The sequence below is a fragment of the Arthrobacter dokdonellae genome, from assembly GCF_003268655.1.
Classification (GTDB): Bacteria; Actinomycetota; Actinomycetes; order Actinomycetales; family Micrococcaceae; genus Specibacter; species Specibacter dokdonellae.
The window spans coordinates 1,928,529-1,945,772 of sequence record NZ_CP029642.1 but is presented as its reverse complement, the minus strand read 5'-3'; the positions used below and the strand labels follow the sequence as shown (position 1 = coordinate 1,945,772).

General features: G+C 68.2%; 16 protein-coding genes. 7 read left to right on the top strand and 9 right to left on the bottom strand.

Features of this window, described 5'->3' with window-relative positions; all coding sequences use genetic code 11:
- Positions 1 to 2 precede the first annotated feature (2 nt).
- The 5 genes from argF to argC all read right to left on the bottom strand — a co-directional run bounded on the left by argF (position 3) and on the right by argC (position 5,852).
- Positions 3 to 989: an ornithine carbamoyltransferase gene (gene argF, locus DMB86_RS08690; RefSeq protein ID WP_113717424.1), complete on the bottom strand. Its 987-nt coding sequence runs from the start codon at positions 987 to 989 to the stop codon at positions 3 to 5.
- Positions 986 to 2,344, bottom strand: a complete 1,359-nt coding sequence (locus DMB86_RS08685) for an acetylornithine transaminase (protein ID WP_113717423.1) — start codon at positions 2,342 to 2,344, stop codon at positions 986 to 988. The genes argF and DMB86_RS08685 overlap by 4 nt, the downstream gene beginning before the upstream one ends.
- Positions 2,341 to 3,240, bottom strand: coding sequence for an acetylglutamate kinase (argB, locus tag DMB86_RS08680; protein WP_113717422.1), 900 nt, complete (start codon positions 3,238 to 3,240; stop codon positions 2,341 to 2,343). Before argB ends, DMB86_RS08685 begins: the two co-directional genes overlap by 4 nt.
- Positions 3,241 to 3,627: 387 nt before the next feature.
- Entirely contained in the window at positions 3,628 to 4,797 is a 1,170-nt protein-coding gene (gene argJ / locus DMB86_RS08675) for a bifunctional glutamate N-acetyltransferase/amino-acid acetyltransferase ArgJ (protein ID WP_113717421.1), read from the bottom strand.
- Complete coding sequence (gene argC / locus DMB86_RS08670; RefSeq protein ID WP_113717420.1) at positions 4,794 to 5,852, bottom strand: N-acetyl-gamma-glutamyl-phosphate reductase; 1,059 nt, start codon at positions 5,850 to 5,852, stop codon at positions 4,794 to 4,796. Before argC ends, argJ begins: the two co-directional genes overlap by 4 nt.
- Before the next feature lie 168 nt (positions 5,853 to 6,020).
- Between argC and DMB86_RS08665 the strand changes: the two genes are divergently transcribed.
- The 4 genes from DMB86_RS08665 to DMB86_RS08645 all read left to right on the top strand — a co-directional run bounded on the left by DMB86_RS08665 (position 6,021) and on the right by DMB86_RS08645 (position 8,641).
- Positions 6,021 to 6,995: a quinone oxidoreductase family protein gene (locus tag DMB86_RS08665; RefSeq protein ID WP_113717419.1), complete on the top strand. Its 975-nt coding sequence runs from the start codon at positions 6,021 to 6,023 to the stop codon at positions 6,993 to 6,995.
- A 48-nt stretch (positions 6,996 to 7,043) separates the two neighbouring features.
- Positions 7,044 to 7,661, top strand: a complete 618-nt coding sequence (locus tag DMB86_RS08660) for an MBL fold metallo-hydrolase (RefSeq protein ID WP_113717418.1) — start codon at positions 7,044 to 7,046, stop codon at positions 7,659 to 7,661.
- 291 nt (positions 7,662 to 7,952) lie between these two features.
- Complete coding sequence (locus DMB86_RS08650) at positions 7,953 to 8,216, top strand: type II toxin-antitoxin system Phd/YefM family antitoxin (protein ID WP_113717417.1); 264 nt, start codon at positions 7,953 to 7,955, stop codon at positions 8,214 to 8,216.
- Positions 8,217 to 8,218: 2 nt separating this feature from the next.
- Positions 8,219 to 8,641, top strand: coding sequence for a type II toxin-antitoxin system VapC family toxin (locus DMB86_RS08645; RefSeq protein ID WP_227878676.1), 423 nt, complete (start codon positions 8,219 to 8,221; stop codon positions 8,639 to 8,641).
- Positions 8,642 to 8,714: 73 nt separating this feature from the next.
- Here DMB86_RS08645 and DMB86_RS08640 read toward each other — a convergent pair whose 3' ends face one another.
- The 3 genes from DMB86_RS08640 to pheS form a co-directional block, all read right to left on the bottom strand.
- Positions 8,715 to 8,894 carry a hypothetical protein gene (locus DMB86_RS08640; RefSeq protein WP_171814427.1) on the bottom strand — a complete coding sequence of 60 codons (180 nt, stop codon included), beginning with the start codon at positions 8,892 to 8,894 and terminating at the stop codon, positions 8,715 to 8,717.
- A 531-nt stretch (positions 8,895 to 9,425) separates the two neighbouring features.
- On the bottom strand, positions 9,426 to 11,969 hold the full coding sequence (gene pheT, locus DMB86_RS08635) for a phenylalanine--tRNA ligase subunit beta (RefSeq protein WP_113717416.1): 2,544 nt from the start codon (positions 11,967 to 11,969) through the stop codon (positions 9,426 to 9,428).
- A 3-nt stretch (positions 11,970 to 11,972) separates the two neighbouring features.
- Positions 11,973 to 13,061 carry a phenylalanine--tRNA ligase subunit alpha gene (pheS, locus tag DMB86_RS08630; RefSeq protein WP_113717415.1) on the bottom strand — a complete coding sequence of 363 codons (1,089 nt, stop codon included), beginning with the start codon at positions 13,059 to 13,061 and terminating at the stop codon, positions 11,973 to 11,975.
- Positions 13,062 to 13,245: 184 nt separating this feature from the next.
- Between pheS and DMB86_RS08625 the strand changes: the two genes are divergently transcribed.
- Genes DMB86_RS08625 through DMB86_RS08615 form a run of 3 tightly spaced genes read left to right on the top strand, consistent with a single transcriptional unit; the run spans position 13,246 to position 15,526 of the window.
- Entirely contained in the window at positions 13,246 to 14,373 is a 1,128-nt protein-coding gene (locus tag DMB86_RS08625) for a hypothetical protein (RefSeq protein WP_129545502.1), read from the top strand.
- Positions 14,370 to 14,870, top strand: coding sequence for a hypothetical protein (locus tag DMB86_RS08620; protein WP_227878675.1), 501 nt, complete (start codon positions 14,370 to 14,372; stop codon positions 14,868 to 14,870). Before DMB86_RS08625 ends, DMB86_RS08620 begins: the two co-directional genes overlap by 4 nt.
- Positions 14,867 to 15,526: an SIMPL domain-containing protein gene (locus DMB86_RS08615; protein WP_113717413.1), complete on the top strand. Its 660-nt coding sequence runs from the start codon at positions 14,867 to 14,869 to the stop codon at positions 15,524 to 15,526. Before DMB86_RS08620 ends, DMB86_RS08615 begins: the two co-directional genes overlap by 4 nt.
- Before the next feature lie 65 nt (positions 15,527 to 15,591).
- Here the strand turns inward: DMB86_RS08615 and DMB86_RS08610 are convergent, their stop codons facing one another.
- Positions 15,592 to 17,097 (bottom strand): long-chain-fatty-acid--CoA ligase, encoded by a 1,506-nt coding sequence (locus tag DMB86_RS08610; RefSeq protein ID WP_113717412.1) that lies wholly within the window; start codon positions 17,095 to 17,097, stop codon positions 15,592 to 15,594.
- Positions 17,098 to 17,244: the final 147 nt, after the last annotated feature.

Sequence of the window (17,244 nt, the reverse complement as noted above, 5' to 3'; positions counted from 1 at the left end):
GGTCAGGCGCCGGCCGCTTCGGTGGCAGCCTGCAGCGCCAGGGCGTCCTCGGCAGCCGTCTGCTCCACCAGCCACACCATGAGGGCCTTCTGGGCGTGGAGGCGGTTTTCGGCCTCGTCCCACACCACGGACTGGGGGCCGTCGATGACGGAGGCCGCGATCTCGTACCCGCGGTAGGCGGGGAGGCAGTGGAGGACAATCGCGCCGGCATCCGCCTTGGCGAGCGCGGCGTCGTCGAGCGCATAGTCCCTGAACAGTTGGAGGCGCGCCTCCTTTTCTTCCTCCTGGCCCATGGACACCCACGTGTCGGTGACCAGGACGTCCGCGCCGGAGACGGCGTCGGCCGCGCTGGTCGTGACCAGCACCGAACCGCCGGTGAGGGCGGCGCGTTCCTCGGCGGCCGCAACCACGGAGGCGGCGGGCAGGTAGCCCTCGGGGCCGGCGACGCGCACGTGCATGCCGGCCGTGGCGCCGGCCAGGAGGTAGGAGTTGGCCATGTTGTTGGCCGAATCGCCCAGGTACGTCATGGTCAGACCGGCCAGCGTGCCCTTGTGTTCCTGGATGGTGAGCAGGTCCGCGAGCAGCTGGCAGGGGTGGTAGTCGTCAGAGAGGGCGTTGATGACGGGCACCTTGGAGTTCGCGGCCATTTCCTCCAGGCCGTCCTGCCCGTAGGTGCGCCACACGATGGTGGAAACCATGCGCTCGAGCACCCTTGCCGTGTCCGCCACGGACTCCTTGTGGCCGATCTGGGCCTCGCCGGGATTGATGATCAGCGGGTTGCCGCCCAGCGCGGCCACGCCGGCGGCGAAGGAAACGCGGGTGCGGGTGGAGGTCTTGTCAAAGATGACTGCCACCGTCTGGGCACCCGCGCCATCGCCGGCAAAGGTGGTTTTGGCATAGGGCGCCTTTTTCAGTGCGGCGGCCAGGGCCAGGACTTCTGCCTGCTCTGATGGGCCGAGGTCGGTGTCGACCAGGAAGTGCCGGGTCATGAGGATGCTCCTTCGGTGGGCTGGGCCGCGACGGCCGTCTTGATGAGGGCCGGCAGCGCCGCGAGGAAGGAGGCGGCTTGTTTGGCCGTCAGATTCAGCGGCGGCGCCAGGCGGATGGTTTTAGGGCCCGGGGCATTGACTATGAAGCCCGCGTCCAGGGCTGCGGTGACCACTCCGGCGGCCACGGGCCGGTCCAGGTCGAAGCCGATGAGGAGGCCGTGCGCGCGGATGTCCGTGACGGCGTCGATCCTGGCCAGTCCGTCCGCGAAGACCCTGCTGACGGTGCGTACGTTGGCCAGGACGTCCTGGACCTCCAGCACATGCAGCGTGGCCAGGGCCGCGGCGGTGGCTACCGGGTTCCCGCCAAAGGTGGTGCCGTGCTGCCCGGCGGACAGGAGCGACGACGGGCCCTCGCCAAAGGTGACGATGGCACCGATGGGAAATCCGCCGCCCAGGCCCTTGGCCAGTGTCATGGCGTCGGGCTGGATCCCCGCGGCAAGTCCGGCAAACCAGTCGCCCGTGCGGCCCACGCCGGTCTGCACCTCGTCGACAATGAGAAGCGCGCCGGCCCGGGTGGTCAGTTCGCGCGCCGCCTGCAGGTATTCGCCGGAGAGCGGGCGGACCCCGGCCTCGCCCTGCACGGGTTCGATGACGAGGGCGGCAACGGTGTCATCCAGGGCGTCCCGCAGGGCATCGATGTCGTTGAAGGCAATGTGGCGCACGCCGCCGGGCATGGGTTCAAACGGTTCGCGGTAGGCCTGCTTGGCGGTGAGGGCCAGGGCCCCCATGGTGCGGCCGTGGAACGCGCCGTCGAGGGCAAGGATGGTGCCGCGGGCGCGGCCGTCCGCTGCCGGATTGGCCTTGCCGTGCGCCCTGGCCAGCTTGAACGCGGCCTCGTTGGCCTCCGTGCCCGAGTTGGCGAAGAACACCCTGGACCCCGAGGGGGCATCACTGAGTTGCAGCAGTTTTTCCGCCAGCGCAATCTGCGTCGGGCTGGTGAAGAAGTTCGAGACGTGGCCCAGGGTGGCCAGCTGGCTGGCGATCACCGACGTGACAAACGGGTGGGCGTGGCCCAGCGCGTTCACGGCGATGCCCCCGAGCAGGTCCAGGTATTCGTTGCCGTCCGCGTCCCACACCACGGCGCCGGCGCCGCGTACCAGCACCCGCTGCGGACTGCCAAAGACGCCCATCAGCGAGTTGCCGTAGCGGGCCAGCCACTGCTCGCCGGTGCCGGTGCCGACCACAGCGGCGGCCGTCGCCCGGAGCTGTGTCGACTGGTCCGTCGCGGCGTGCCCGTTTGCCGTGTCTTCCGTTACTGCCGGTTCCGGGTTCGGCCCCGCTGTTTCACTGCTCATGATGCGTCCTCTTCGTCGGGAAAAACCTGGGTGCCGTTGCCGGCAGTGGTCATCAGTTCCAGCAGCATGGAGTGCGCACTGCGCCCGTCGACCACGGCGGCACGGGCCACGCCGCCGTCGACCGCGTTCAGGCACGCGCCCATCTTCGGGATCATGCCCGACTCCAGCGACGGCAGCATGGCGCGCAGCTCACCGGCGCCCAGGGACGACAGGAGCGAGGACTTGTCCGGCCAGTTCGCGTAGAGGCCCTCGACGTCGGTCAGGATGACCAGGCGCGAGGCCTCGAGCGCCACGGCCAGCGCAGCGGCGGCGGTGTCCGCGTTGACGTTCAGGACGGTCGATGCATCCCCCACCTCGGGGGCCACCGTGGAGATCACGGGAATGCGGCCGGCTTCCAGCAGGTCCAGGATGGCCCCGGGATTCACGCCCACCACCTCCCCCACGAGGCCCAGGTCCACGGGCAGCCCGTCCACCACGGTGCCGGTGCGCTCGGCCTGCAGCAGGGCGCCGTCCTCGCCGGACAGCCCCACCGCGTACGCGCCGTGCGAATTGATCAGCCCCACCAGTTCCCGGCCCACCTGCCCGGTCAGCACCATGCGGACCACATCCATGGCCTCGGGGGTGGTGACCCGCAGGCCGCCCTTGAACTCGCTCTTGATGTCCAGGCGCTTGAGCATCGCATTGATTTGCGGCCCGCCGCCGTGGACCACCACAGGTTTTATGCCCACGTGGTGCATGAACACGATGTCCTCGGCAAACGCGCGCCTGAGGTCGTCGTTGATCATGGCGTTGCCGCCATATTTCACCACCACCACGGTGCCGGCAAATTGCTGGATCCACGGCAGCGCCTCAATCAGCGTCCCGGCCTTGTCCTGCGCGGTTTCCACCGAATTCATGTTCTCTTCCTTCAATTCGTCTCAGTTGTGCCGCCTCCCGGCTGCAAGCCTCCCGGCTGCGGACCTCCGGCGGTGGCCCGCCATTTTCCGCCCGGCTATCCGACTCCTCGGCCGCGGGCGGCCTGCGGGTCTCCTCTACGCCGGGCTACAAAAATGCCGGCTGCGCCAGGAGACCCGTTGAGGGGGCTTATCCCGCCGGAGATGGGCCCTCAGCGGAAGCGGCGACGGCGGAGGAGCCAGGGTTTCCGTAGACCGCGTCAGGGAGGCCGGGGCCGCCCGCGGCCGATTGGCCGGAAAGCGGCCGAGGGAATCCCGGTCCGCAGCCGTCGTCGCTTCCAGCGGGCCCCCGCCGGGGTCTCGACGGGCTCGACCGGCTCGACCACCGGCTTACGACGAGTAGGCGCTGTTTTCTTCGACGTAGGCATGTGTGAGGTCGTTCGTCCAGATGGTGGCGGAGGCCTCGCCGGCGCGGAGATCGATTTCGACGGTGACTTCGCGGGCGGTCAGGTCCACGAGGTCGCGGGAATCCCCAATGCCGCCCTTGCGGCAGATCTGGACGCCGTTGATGCTGACGTTGATCTCGTTGGGGTCGAATACGGCGTCCGTGGTGCCAACGGCGGAGAGGACACGGCCCCAATTGGGGTCGTTGCCGAAGATGGCGCATTTGAACAGATTGGAGCGTGCCACGGAGCGGGAGACAATTTCGGCGTCGCGTTCACTGTCCGCGTTGACGGTAGTGATGGCGATGTCATGGTTGGCCCCTTCGGCGTCAGCGATCAGGGCCCGGGCCAGCGCGGCACAGACGTCGGTCAGTCCGGCGGTGAATTCGTCCATGTCGGGGATCACAGTGGAGGCGCCCGAGCCGAGCAGCAGCACAGTGTCGTTGGTGGACATGCAGCCGTCGGAGTCGGCGCGGTTGAAGGTAACGCGGACGGCGTCACGCAGGGCTGCATCCAGTCCCTCTGCCTCCGCCTCGGCGTCGGTGGTGATGACAACCAACATGGTGGCCAGTCCGGGAGCAAGCATGCCGGCACCCTTGGCCATGCCGCCAATGGTATAGCTGTTGCCGTTGGCGTCCGGGGCCGACGTCCAGGCCGCTTCCTTGGCGACGGTGTCGGTGGTCATGATCGCGGTGGCCGCGGCAGCCCCGCCGTCGGACGCCAGCGCGGCGGCGGCGGCCTCCACCCCCGGCAGGATCTTGTCCATGGGCAGCTGTTCGCCGATGAGGCCAGTGGAGCAGACGGCCACGTCCGTCGCGGACATGCCCAGGACGTCGGCCACCTTCTCCGCGGTGGTGTGCGTGTTTTGGAAGCCTTCGGGACCGGTGCAGGCGTTGGCGCCGCCGGAGTTCAGGACCACGGCGTCCACCCGGCCGTCGCCGAGGACCGTCCGTGTCCAGTGCACCGGCGCGGCGGCAACACGGTTGGACGTGAAGACCGCCGCGGCGCTGTGCTGCGGGCCGTCGTTGACCACCAAGGCAAGGTCGGGGTTGCCGGACTTTTTCAGCCCGGCGGTGGTGCCGGCGGCCCGGAAGCCCTGTGCAGATGTCACGCTCATGGTGCTACTCCTTGGAAGGAAAGGCCGGTGGTTTCCGCCAGGCCGAGGGCAATGTTCATTGACTGTACCGCTCCGCCGGCGGTTCCCTTGGTGAGGTTGTCGATGGCGCAGCAGGCCACCACGCGGTTCACATTGGCGTCGTAGGCGATCTGCAGGGCGGCGTAGTTGGAGGCCTGGACCGACTTGGTGGACGGCCAGCGGCCCTCGGGGAGGACAGTGACGAACGGCTCGTCCGCGTACGCGTCGACCCAGAGCTGGCGCAGTTCAGCAGCGAGGCCCGGCGCGCCGCCAAACTTGGCGGCATAGTCCGGCGCCACCTTGGCCGTGGCCGTGGTGAGGATGCCTCGGCTCATGGGAGCCAGTGTCGGCGTGAAGGACACTTTCACATCCAGGCCGGAGGCGTTGGAGAGGCCCTGCTGGATTTCCGGCGTGTGCCGGTGGCCGCCGCCGACGCCGTAGGGGCTCATGGACCCCATGACCTCGGAGCCGATCAGGTTGATCTTTGCTGCTTTTCCCGCCCCGGACGTTCCGGAGGCCGCGACGATCACGACGTCGTCGGCCAGCAGCGCCCCTGCACTGAAGCCGGGCAACAGGGCGAGCAAGGAGCTGGTGGGGTAGCAGCCGGGGACCGCGATGCGCTTGGCACCTTGGAGCTTGGCGCGGGCGCCGGGGAGTTCGGGCAGCCCATACGGCCAAGTGCCGGCATGCGGGGAGCCGTAAAACCTTTCCCATGCGGCCGAATCCTGCAGGCGGTGGTCGGCGCCGGCATCGATGACCAGCGTTTCCGCCGGCAGCTGGGCCGCGACGGCTGCGGACTTGCCGTGCGGCAGGGCCAGGAAGACGACGTCGTGCCCGCCGAGGTTTTCCACCGTGGTGTCAACCAGGATGCGGTCCGCCAGCGCGTGCAGGTGGGGCTGCAGCTCGCCCAGGCGGGTGCCTGCGTTGCTGTGGGCCGTGATGGCGCCGATGCTCACATCCGGGTGGCTGGCCAGCAGGCGCAGCACCTCTCCCCCGGCATATCCGCTGGCTCCTGAAACGGCTACTGAAATCGTCATAAATCGACTATACAGCAGGATTATTCATTCTTGTCGATATTTATCCACCGGATTCCCGGACGGGCCGTTTGTTCGCCCCTATGATGGAAACAGGCGCTTGCCGTGCGACGGCGGCCGCCGGCCCGACGCAGTTGAAGCCCAAGCATTTGTACAGAAGTGGAGAACACCATGACCCCGCAAAGCCGCGCCATTGTCGCCAGAGGCCCCGGCGGTCCCGAGGTCTTGGAACTCAGGGAGGTTCCCGTCCCCGAGGCCGGCGCCGGGGAACTGCTGGTCCGCATCGCCGCCGTCGGCGTGAATTTCATCGAGACCTACCAGCGGGACGGAACCTACGACGTACCCTTCCCGTTCACCCCGGGCGCCGAGGCCGCCGGCACGGTCGTGGCGGTGGGCCCCGGCGTTGAGGAATTTGCCGTGGGAGACCGTGTCGCCACCGCCGAAGGCCGGGGCTGCTACGCCGAATACGCCATTTTCCCCGCGCAGAAGGCGCTGCCTGTCCCGTCCTCCGTGCCCTTGGACGTCGCCGCAGCCCTCCCGCTGCAGGGCATGACCGCCCACTACCTCATGAACTCGACTTATCACGTGGAGCCCGGCCAGAGGGTGCTGCTCCATGCCGGAGCCGGCGGCGTGGGCCTGCTGCTGACCCAGATGCTCAAGGAGCGTGAAGCCAGGGTGATCACCACCGTCTCCACCGACGAAAAGGAAGAGCTCTCCCGCGTGGCAGGGGCGGACGACGTCCTGCGCTACGAAGGGTTTGCCGAGGCCGTTCGCGAACTGACCGACGGAGACGGCGTCGATGTGGTGTACGACGGCGTCGGGAAGGACACGTTCGAAGGTTCCCTTGCGTCGCTGCGCATCCGCGGCATGCTGGTGCTCTTTGGCGGGGCGTCCGGCCAGGTGCCGCCCTTTGACCTGCAGCGCCTGAACTCTTCCGGGTCCCTGTTTGTCACGCGCCCGACGATGGTCCACTACCTGCGCAACCCGCAGGAGCGCCGCTGGCGTTCTGCCGAAGTCTTTAACGCTGTCGCCGCAGGCAAGCTGACCGCCCGTATAGGCGCACGCTTTCCGCTGGCCGAGGCGGGCGCCGCCCATGCGGCGCTCCAGGGGCGCCGGACCACCGGGAAGGTCATCCTGGTCCCGTAAGCAACGGCGGACGATACCCTATTTCCTGCCACAACTAAGGACGCCATCATGCATGAGCTGCCGAACGAAGCGTTTCAGCTGGACAATTCCCGCGGTGCCAACGGGTATGTGATTCCGCTGGACCGGGGGTTCGCCGTCGTGGATCCGGGCATGAAGTCCGGGGCCCGGGCGGTCGTCGCAGAGGTGGCGGGGGCCGGACTGACAGGGGCAGTCACGGATGTCCTGCTGACTCACTACGACGTCGACCATGCTGGCGCTGCGCTGGCCGTCGCCGCTGAAAACGGTGCGAAGCTGTGGATCGGCAGGGCCGACGCGGACATCCTGGCCGGCCGCCGGTCCCCCGGCACGTTCGCGCGTCGCGTGTTGTCCTCAATGGGGCGCCCGAAGCTGCCCGGCATTGTCCACTTCCTGGGCGAGACGGAGGGCTTCCCCGAGGAAATCAGGGCGGTGCCGACGCCGGGGCACACGCCCGGGCACTTCGCGTTCGTTTGGCGGCAGACAGTCTTTTCGGGAGACGCCGCCATGGTCCGCGCAGACGGCACGCTGAGGCAGTTTCCGGCGCTGTTGATCACGGACAAGGCACAGGCACTGGCCTCGACGGCAGTGCTGGAGGACCTGGACGTCCAGTGGATCTGCCCCGGCCACGGAAGGCCCGTGCAGCGCTAAGACCCTGCATTCGAACCTGTCCCCCACTTCCGTTCCGACGAAGCTCCAGGCCGAGTTTGCCTCGCGAGCCCCGGTGTCCAGCAGTGCCTCGGGCCGGCCATAGTAGGCCTCACCGAAGCCGTCCGTGCAGTTCAGCGGAATCGGCACCCCGCACGTTGGGACCGCATCGACGCGCTCGGCTCCACGGCGGCGACCGTGTGGCCTGGCGGTTCAACATCGGAGGGGTCCGCAACGGGGGCGCCTTTGCACACTTATGTACAAGTGTCCGTGGGCTGGTTGTACACATGAAGAATGGATGTGGCGATCAGTGCATTGCGGGCGGAGCTGGCGAGCTGGGTCGAGCGGGCCCGTGCGGGTGAGGAGATCATAGTGACTGATCGAGGAACACCGGTGGCACGGCTCTCAGCGGTGGATACCGCGCGCCTTCTGGAGCAACTCACCCAGCGCGGCATATTGAGCAGGCCGCCTCGGGCCGGACGGCCCACAGCGCGCGGAGCGTCGCGCCTGCACGCTCGCGAATCCGTGTCTGAACTGGTCAGTGAGCAGCGCCGCTGAGCATGGCGATTGTGTATTTCGACAGCAGCGCCTTCGTCAAACTGGTCGTCGAGGAGGACGGAAGTGAGCTGGCCGCCGCCCTCTGGGACGGATGCGACGCCGCCGTCGCGTCTCGGCTTGCCTACCCGGAGGTACGTGCCGCGCTGGCGGCTGCCGGTCGCGATCACCTGCTGGATGCTGCCGACCAGCGCCGCGCCGAGGCACAGTGGGAGGAATTCTGGTCCGCGACACGACCCGTCGAGATAACCCAAACCATCACCATGCACGCCGGCGAGCTGGCCAGCGCACATGCGCTTCGTGGTGCCGACGCTGTGCATCTGGCCAGCGTGCTTGCAAGTCGGTGCCGCCGACACCCTGCTCGCCGTTTGGGACAGTCGGCTGCGCATCGGAGCCGAGGCTGCTGGCATCCACGTTGCGCCCGGTGAGTAGGGAAGTCGTCACCCTGCTCGATTGAGTCCGGGGAGGAGCCGATGACCACGGGAGCTGACAGGTGCGCATCTACGAGGACCGGGGTGGGCCGGCGTCCTGGACTCCAAGGTAGTGGGCCAGCGCCAGCTCGACCTCTCCGAGCCGATCTCGGGTGAGGTGGTCCACGGGAGCGCCGACGGTCGACGTAGGAACAATGGTGACGACGGACAACGGCGAGTTCGACGGGAATCGGATCAGGCCCAGTCGCATGCCGCCCGTTTTACCTCAGGTTTGACAATGTTGCACATGCCCCATCCACGAGCCCGTCAAGGAAACCCCGAAAGGTCACCAGCTTTGGTGATCCTTCGGATCAAAGGCAAGCACGGATCGATTCTGTGAAGCTTGCCGCATTGGCGGGAGTCCCGGCATCGGCGATGAAATCCTTCCTCGAGCTGTTGCCGTGCCTCCCGCTGAAAGACAAAATCGACGCCCATCACAGCGGACGGATCGGCCACGAGTGCGCCACGGGCGCTCACGACCTCCTCGCGTAGCCAAGACCCGGGCACCGCCGTCCGGCGCCACTTGATCGGCGGACTCGAGAACCGTCCTGCGCTCCCACCATAAAGTGCGCCCTGTGGAGAAGGGTTCAAACGCGGTTTGTCTATTCTTCCCCGCCGCAGCAATGGGCACTTTGCTGCGGCGGGAGCCAGGCAGGCCTGAACTAACACCCCAAACGTTAACACGCCGGCTGCCTTGTGCCCCGGGTGGTACCGGACCTTGTATTTCACGAGCGCCGGAGGGTCACCGCTGCGTGGCGCCGAACCTTTCGCCGGCCAGTTCAACGGCGGCCGCACGTGCGGCGGACGCCTCGTCGGCCGTCAACGTGCGGTCCGCCGCGCGGAAGCGCAGTCCGAACGCAAGGGACTTGCTGCCCTCAGGAATGCCCTTGCCCTGGTACTCGTCGAACAGGGCGACGTCCTCGAGCAGCTCCCCGGCGCCCTCGCGCAGCGTCTCCAGCACCGAGGCGGCAGGAATCTCCGCCGGGACCACCAGGGCCACGTCCTGGGTGGCGACCGGGAAGGTCGAGATCGGCTTGGCCACGATGACGTCGGCTGCGGCGTCAAACACCATGCTGGCGTTGATTTCCATGGCCACCGTGCGGGCAGGCAGGTGATGCTCGGCCAGCAGCTTGGGATGCAGCTCGCCGGCATGGCCCACCACCTCGCCGGAGCGCAGCGTCAGCACGGCGGCGCGGCCCGGGTGGAAGGCCTGGTGCGAGCCCTGCTCCACCACCAGGTCGACGCCGGTCACGTCCGCCACGAGCCGGGCGGCGTCGATGGCGTCGGCCCAGTCCCAGGCACGCGGCGTGTGGTGCGGGGCGGCGGGGGTGTCCCTGCCCGTGAAGAGCGCGCCGATGGTGAGCGGCTGGTAGGGGATGCCGTCGTACAGGGCGTCGAGGACGTCGTCGGACGGCTTGGCTCCCAGCGGCGGGATGGACGCACTGCCCAAGGTCCCGGACGGCAGGAAGACCAGCCCGGACTCGAACAGCGCCAGGTCGTGGAAGCCGCGGGAGTGGTTGCGCCTGGCGGTCTCCATGAGGCCCGGCAGTACCGAGGTGCGCAGGTAGCCGTATTCCTCACTCAGCGGGTTGGCAAGCTTCACCGCGGCCCGCGGGGCGCCGGCTTCGGCGACGCCAAAGGTTTCGTTGTCGTCCTTGGACACGAACGGGTAGGCGAGGATCTCGGTCAGCCCGGAATCCGCCAGGGCCTGGACTGCGCGGCGGCGCTGCTGCTGTGTGCGCGAATAGCCGCGGCCGGGCGGGGCCACGGGGAGGGTGGCGGGAATGGCGTCGTAGCCCACCAGGCGGGCCACTTCCTCCGTGAGGTCCTCGGGGGTGACCAGGTCCGGGCGCCAGCTCGGGGCGGTGACGTTCCAGCCGCCGTCGGCCGTGTCAACCACGGCGCCCAAATCCGCCAGGGAGCCGACAATCTGCTCCGGCGTGAAGTCGATGCCGATGCGTGCCGCCGCAAACCCCGACGGCAGGAACACCGCGACGGGTGCCGGCTCGACGCCGGCGTCCGTGACGGTGGTGTCCTCGGTGCCGCCGGCCAGCTCCACGAGCAGGTTCACGGCGCGCTGGGCGGCCTCGTCGGCCACCTCCCAGTCCACGCCTCGCTCGAAGCGCTTGGAGGCCTCGGACGGGAGCTTGTGGCGCCGGCGCGAGCGGGCAATGGAGACTTCCTCGAAGTGGGCGGCCTCAACCAGGACCCTGGTGGTCGCGGAGGTGACCTCGGTGGCGGCCCCGCCCATGACGCCGGCCACGCCGATGGCACCCGAGGCGTCGGTGATCAGCAGGTCCTCGACGTCGAGCCTGCGGACCTTCCCATCGAGTGTCTGCAGCGTTTCCCCGGCGGCGGCCCGGCGCACCACGATGTCCCCGGAGAGCTTGTCGGCGTCGTAGAAGTGCAGCGGTTGTCCGAGCTCCAGCATCACGTAGTTGGAGATGTCCACCGGCAGCGAGATGGAGCGGATCCCGGCCAGGCGCAGCCTGGCGGACATCCACGTCGGAGTTGGCGCAGCCGCGTTAATTCCGTGGACAGTGCGGGCCACGAAGCGGTCGCAGCCGGGCAGGCCATAGATCGGCGCCTGGTCCTCAAGGCGGACGGGATGACCCGGACCCGTGGCCGCGGTGACCGCAACCAGGGCGGCCGGGTCGGTGAACGGGGTGCCCGTGGCGTGCGCGTACTCACGGGCGGCGCCGCGGATGCTGAACGCGTAGCCGCGGTCCGGGGTCACATTGATCTCGGCCGCTTCGTCGCGCAGGCCCAGGAGCTCCAGCGCGTCGCTGCCCAGTTCCGGGTCGAGGCCCAGGGTGGAGAGCACCAGGATGCCGTCGTGGTCCTCTCCGATGCCCAACTCGCGGACCGAGGCGATCATGCCCGCGGAGACGTGACCGTAGGTCTTGCGCGGGGAAATGTGGAAGTCGCCGGGGAGCACGGCGCCGGGCAGGGTGACCACCACCTTGTCCCCCACCTCGAAGTTGTGGGCGCCGCAGACGATGCCCTGCACGCCGGAGGGGTCAATGCCGTCCCCCTCCAGGGCCTGCTGCGCGCCTTCCGGGACCACGCGGACCGAGCACCAGTTGATGGTCTTGCCGTTGCTTTGCGGCTCAGGCTCCTTGGAGAGCACCTGGCCCACCACAATGGGCCCGCTGATCGAATCCAGCGGGCGGTGGACGGCTTCTTCCTCAAAGCCAACCTTGACCAGCTCGGTCATGACGTCTTCGGCAGTTGCTCCTGCCGGCACCTGCGCATACTCGCGCAGCCAAGTCAGTGGAATACGCACCGCTTAGATCTCCATCCCAAAGTGTTCGCTGAATCGTACGTCGCCCTCGATCATGTCGTGCATGTCGGAGACCTCGTTGCGGAACATCAACGTCCGCTCGATGCCCATGCCGAAGGCAAATCCTGAATATGCGTCCGGGTCGATCCCGGCCGCACGCAGCACGTTCGGGTTGACCATGCCGCAGCCGCCCCACTCGATCCAGCGCGGGCCGCCCTTGGCGCCCGGGTGCCAGATGTCCAGCTCCGCGGAAGGCTCGGTGAACGGGAAGAAGTTCGGGCGCAGGCGGATGCTGGCCTCGTCGCCAAACATCTGGCGGGCAAAATGCTCCAAGGTGCCGCGCAGGTCCGCCATGGACAGCTTCTTATCGATGGCCAGGCCTTCGAACTGGTGGAATACGGGCGTATGCGTGGCGTCGAGCTCGTCGGTGCGGAACACCTTGCCAGGGCACAGCACGTACACGGGCAGTTCACGTTCCAGCAGCGAGCGGACCTGCACCGGGGAGGTGTGTGTGCGCAGGAGCAGGTGCGCCTCGGGCGGCTCCACGAAGAAGGTGTCCTGCATTTCGCGGGCCGGGTGGTCCGGCTTGAAGTTCAAGGCGTCAAAGTTGAACCACTCGGACTCCAGCTCGGGGCCCTCGGCGATTTCCCAGCCCATGCCCACAAAGATGTCGCACACGCGGTCCTGCAGTGTGGACAGCGGGTGGCGGGCGCCGGCACGGCGGCGGCGCGGGGCCGCGGTGACGTCGACGGTTTCCTCGACCAGGATGCGGGCGGCGTCCTCGGCCTCGAGCACCTCGGTGCGGGCTGCGAGCGCCTTGGCAACGCGTCCACGCGACGCTCCCATCAGCTTCCCCGCGGCTGCCTTGAATTCCTTGGACAGCCCGCCGATCTCCCGGTTGGCCAGGCTCAGCGGCGACTTCTCGCCGGTGTGCGCCAGGCGGGCGGCCTTGAGCCCGTCCAAGGTGGTGGCGGCGGCAAAGGCTGCGAGCGCCTGCGCGACGGCGGCGCCCACGCCGGCTTCGTCGAGGGGGTCCGGGACGGCGGGGTTGGAAGATTGCGGCGCGGCGGCCGCCTTCTGGGGAGTGTCAGACATCTACAGTTTTTACCTAAGCTCGTGTGCGGGTAAGTGGCGGGGCGCATCGGGCCGCCGTACTTAGTCTAGAGGACGGCCCGCGCGGTTTTTGAATTGCGCCGGCGCCGTTCCGGGACCCAAACGGCTCCGATTCTTTACCTGCCCGCCGTCCCCTTTCCGCGCACCCGTTGCTACGCTTGCGGGCATGCCCACTCGTTCAGCGCTCCCCGCAAGGCGTACGACGCCGGTCCCGCGCAGTGCGCTGCCGACGCGCCTTGCGCTGGCCGCCTGCCTTGCGCTGTGCCTGGCAGGGTGCAGCGCCGTCACCGGACGGATCACGCTTTACACTCCGGCGCCCGCCGCGCTGCAGGATAACGCGGACTGCCTGGCCACGTCGTATTGGAACGAACCCCTCATGACCGCCCCGCCCGAGGTTGCGGACAGGATGGGCAGCGTGCCGCAGGGTTTCGTGCCGGTGGGCGCCGTTGAGTGCTCACCGGGGCAACGCATCTTCCGGCAAGTGGGCACGGAGCCGGCCTGGGCGTCCATTCTGGAAAAGCACCTCTCCGGGGACTACGGCCCGCTTCTTGCCGCCCTGGCGGAACAAAGTGAGCGGCAGGACGGCGGATCCTGCATCGCCATGGCGGAGACAATCCCGGACCTGTGGCTGGTCGATTTGGCGGGGAGGGCGGTGCACATCGTGTGGCCGCACGACGCCTGCGGATTCACCAAGCCCGGGGTCCGGCAGGCCCTGGAGGCCCTGAAGGTGACGTCCTCGACGTCCATCGACGTCAGGCCGTCCGACGCCGTCGAGCCGGTCACGCCGCCGCCCGCGCGCATCCTGGCCGGCGCCAACTGCATGACCACGGCCCATTGGTATGAAGTCAACGGCGTGGCCGACCCCTCCGCCAGGGACATGGGCGGCATTCCGGAGGGCTTTGTGCCCGTCTCGGCGGTGCAATGCACCGCCTTCGGCAGTAACGTCACCGACCCCCGGGGCACCTGGCGGACCATCACCCAAAAGCGGCTCTCCGGGGACTTGGCGCCCCTCGTGAAGGCCCTGCACACACCCAGCGACAAGGCGGTGGGCAGGCTGGCCTGCGAGGCAAGCCTGGAGATCATTCCGGACCTCTGGCTCGTGGACGCCGCGGGCAGGGCCATCCACGTGCAATGGCCGTTGACGGCCTGCCAGAAGTCCAAACCGGGGACCAAGGAGTTGCTGGCACAGCTGCACGTTACGGAGACAACAGTCTTGAAGGCCGTGCTGCAGCCGGCCCCTCAGCCCAAGACCCTTCCCACGCCCGCGCCGACGTCCACGAAAGCGCAGCGATGAGGGCCACCCTGCGGGCACGGCAGCTGGCAAATGCGCTGAACCTGTCCACGGCCGGCGGCCTGCTGCTGGCGGCCCTGAGCCGGACGCCGGTGGAACGCGGCCCGGACGGGCTGCTGCTGGGCACCGGCTACCGCCCGCCCCTGCCGCTGGCCGGCGCCTTCACCGTCGGGAACGTGATTTTTTACCGCGCGGACCGGGCGTTCATCGACTCGCGCCCGGAGCTGCTGGGACACGAGGCCGGCCATGCCACGCAGTATGCCTGGTGCCTGGGTTTGCCGTTCCTGCCGCTTTATGCGGCCTGCGCGGCCTATTCCTGGTGGCGCACCGGCGATCCGGGCAGCCGGAACTTCTTCGAGCGCAACGCCGGGCTGGCCGCCGGGGGCTACCGGGAACTGCCCACCCTGGTCCGGCGGCCCGCGCCACGGAACTTTTTGCGAACCGTCACGTTATCCAAGGCAGCAGGCACCACGCGTCCCAAGGAAAGGCCCCACTCATGAGTGAATCCGCCAACACCGCAGGCCATGCCAACACCATCACCGTCACCGGACGTGGCGCCGTCAACGCCGAGCCCGACTACTTCCACATCAACGTCGGCATCGAGGCCCGGCGAGACACCGTCAAGGCAGCCTACGCCGCGGCGACCGGCGCCGTCACCGCCATCCAACAACGCCTGATCGACTTGTCCGTGGCCCAAGACGTGGTGGGGACGGAGGCGCTGAATGTACATGCTGACGAGCAGTGGCTGGAGGGGAAGACCAGAGCCGTCGCTGGCTACATCGTCACCACCACACTCAACGTCATGCTCCGTTACGATGAGGGCGCGGCGGATATCATCGCCGCCGTGGTCGACGCCGGCGGTGACGCCGTGCGGATCCACGGACTCCGCCCGGGGGTGTCCGATCTCTCGGCAGCCCAGGACGCTGCCCGGGCCGTGGCCTGGGCAGACGCCGTGCGTGCCGCCGACATGTATGCGGCCCTGGCCGGACGCACCCTGGGCGCCGCCACGGCCATCACCGAGGTTTTTGATCAGGGCATGGTACCCATGGCAAGGGCAATGTCTGGGGTGGACGACGCGTCCCTTTTGGCCCTGCCGGTGGAAGCGGGCCAAAGCAGCATTACGGCCACCGTCCAAGTCACCTGGCAGCTGCTTTAGGGGCCACCTACGCACCGACGGCCGGACACCCCAAGTGCCAGGCCGCCGTCGTACGCCTGCCGGAATCAGGCCTCCGGGATGGTGATCTCGCGCTTGAGGATCTTTCCCGTGGGCCCCTTGGGCAGGGTGTCCATGATGATGACCCTGCGCGGGAACTTGTAGGCGGCCACCCGGTCCTTGACGAAGTCCCTGATGTTGGCGGCGAGCGCCTCCGGGTCCTCGGCGCCGTCGGCCCCGGCCTTGAGCGCCACCGCGGCGTAGACCTCCTCCCCGTGGACGTCGTCGGGGCGGCCCACGACGGCGGCCTCCGCCACGGCCGGGTGCTCGTACAGGACCTCCTCGACTTCCCGCGGGTAGACGTTGTAGCCGCCGCGCAGGATCATGTCCTTCTTGCGGTCCACAATGAAGAAGACGCCGTCCTCATCCCTGCGGCCCAGGTCCCCCGTGCGGAACCAGCCGTCCGGAATGGCCGCCGCCGTGGCCTCCGGATTGTTCCAGTAGCCCTTCATCACGTAAGGCCCCGCCACGGCGATCTCCCCCACCGCGCCGGGTTCGACGTCGTTCCCCGCGTCATCGACCACCCGCAGTTGCGCGCCGGTCACCGCTGTGCCGACGGAGCCCGGCTTGCGGACCCCGTCCATCTGGTTGAAGGTGACTACGGGTGAGGTCTCGGACAGTCCGTAGCCTTCGAGCATGGTGGCGTCGAACGTGCTTTCAAACTCGTGCAGGATCTCCAGCGGCAGGGGCGAGCCCCCCGACGCGGCCAGTCGCAGGCTGGAAAGATCGTACTTCTCACGCCCGGGCGTGCGCAGGAGCGCAATGTACATGGTGGGGACGCCCTCGAAGATGGTGACCTTGTCCCGCTGGATGATTTCCAGGGCCTTGACGGGATCGAACCTGGGCAGGATGGTCACGGTGGCTCCTGCCAGCACGGCGGAGTTCAGGGCGCACGTCTGGCCGAAGATGTGAAAGAAGGGAAGCCCGCCAAAGATCACGTCGCCGTCCCGGCTGCTGAACAGGCCGACGGAGACCTCGGCGTTGCTGCGCAGGTTCTCATGCGTCAGCTCCGCGCCCTTGGGCTTGCCCGTGGTGCCGGAAGTGTAAAGGATGACGGCGGTGTCCCCCTTTTCCGCGGGCGCCACCCCGGTGAGGGGTTCGAGGGGTGCCAGCAGCGCCATGAAACCGGCATCGATGGGTATGACGGACGTGCCGGTCTCCTCGGCGGCAGGCGCCACCTCCCCCATGACGCCCTCCCACGCGAATGCGAGCCTGGCACCCGAGTCCTTCAAGTGGTACGCCACTTCGCGGGACTTCAGCAGGGGGTTCAGCGGCACCACGATGGCCCCGTAGCGGAGGATGCCATAGTAAATGGGCGGCATTTGCGGCAGGTTGGGCGAGACCAGCGCCACCCGGTCCCCCCGCTGCACGCCGCGGTCGGCAAGCAGCGCCGCCACCTTGGCGCTGAGGACCTCCAAGGCCGCAAAGCTGATTTCGACGTCGTCCATCTTGATGGCGGTGCCCGCCGGGTCTCTTTGCGCGGACGTGCCCACAATGGTGGCCAGGTTGGTCATAACGGCTCCTTAAACTCCACAGGGAGAGGCCTGGGCGCCTCATGGTCACAGCCTAGCGCCACGTGGTGTGATCTGGGCCATACCGGCACCTGCCGCCGGGCGCGGCAGCGGGGTAGCAGAGGAGCCCGTTGACACGGAATAGAAAAC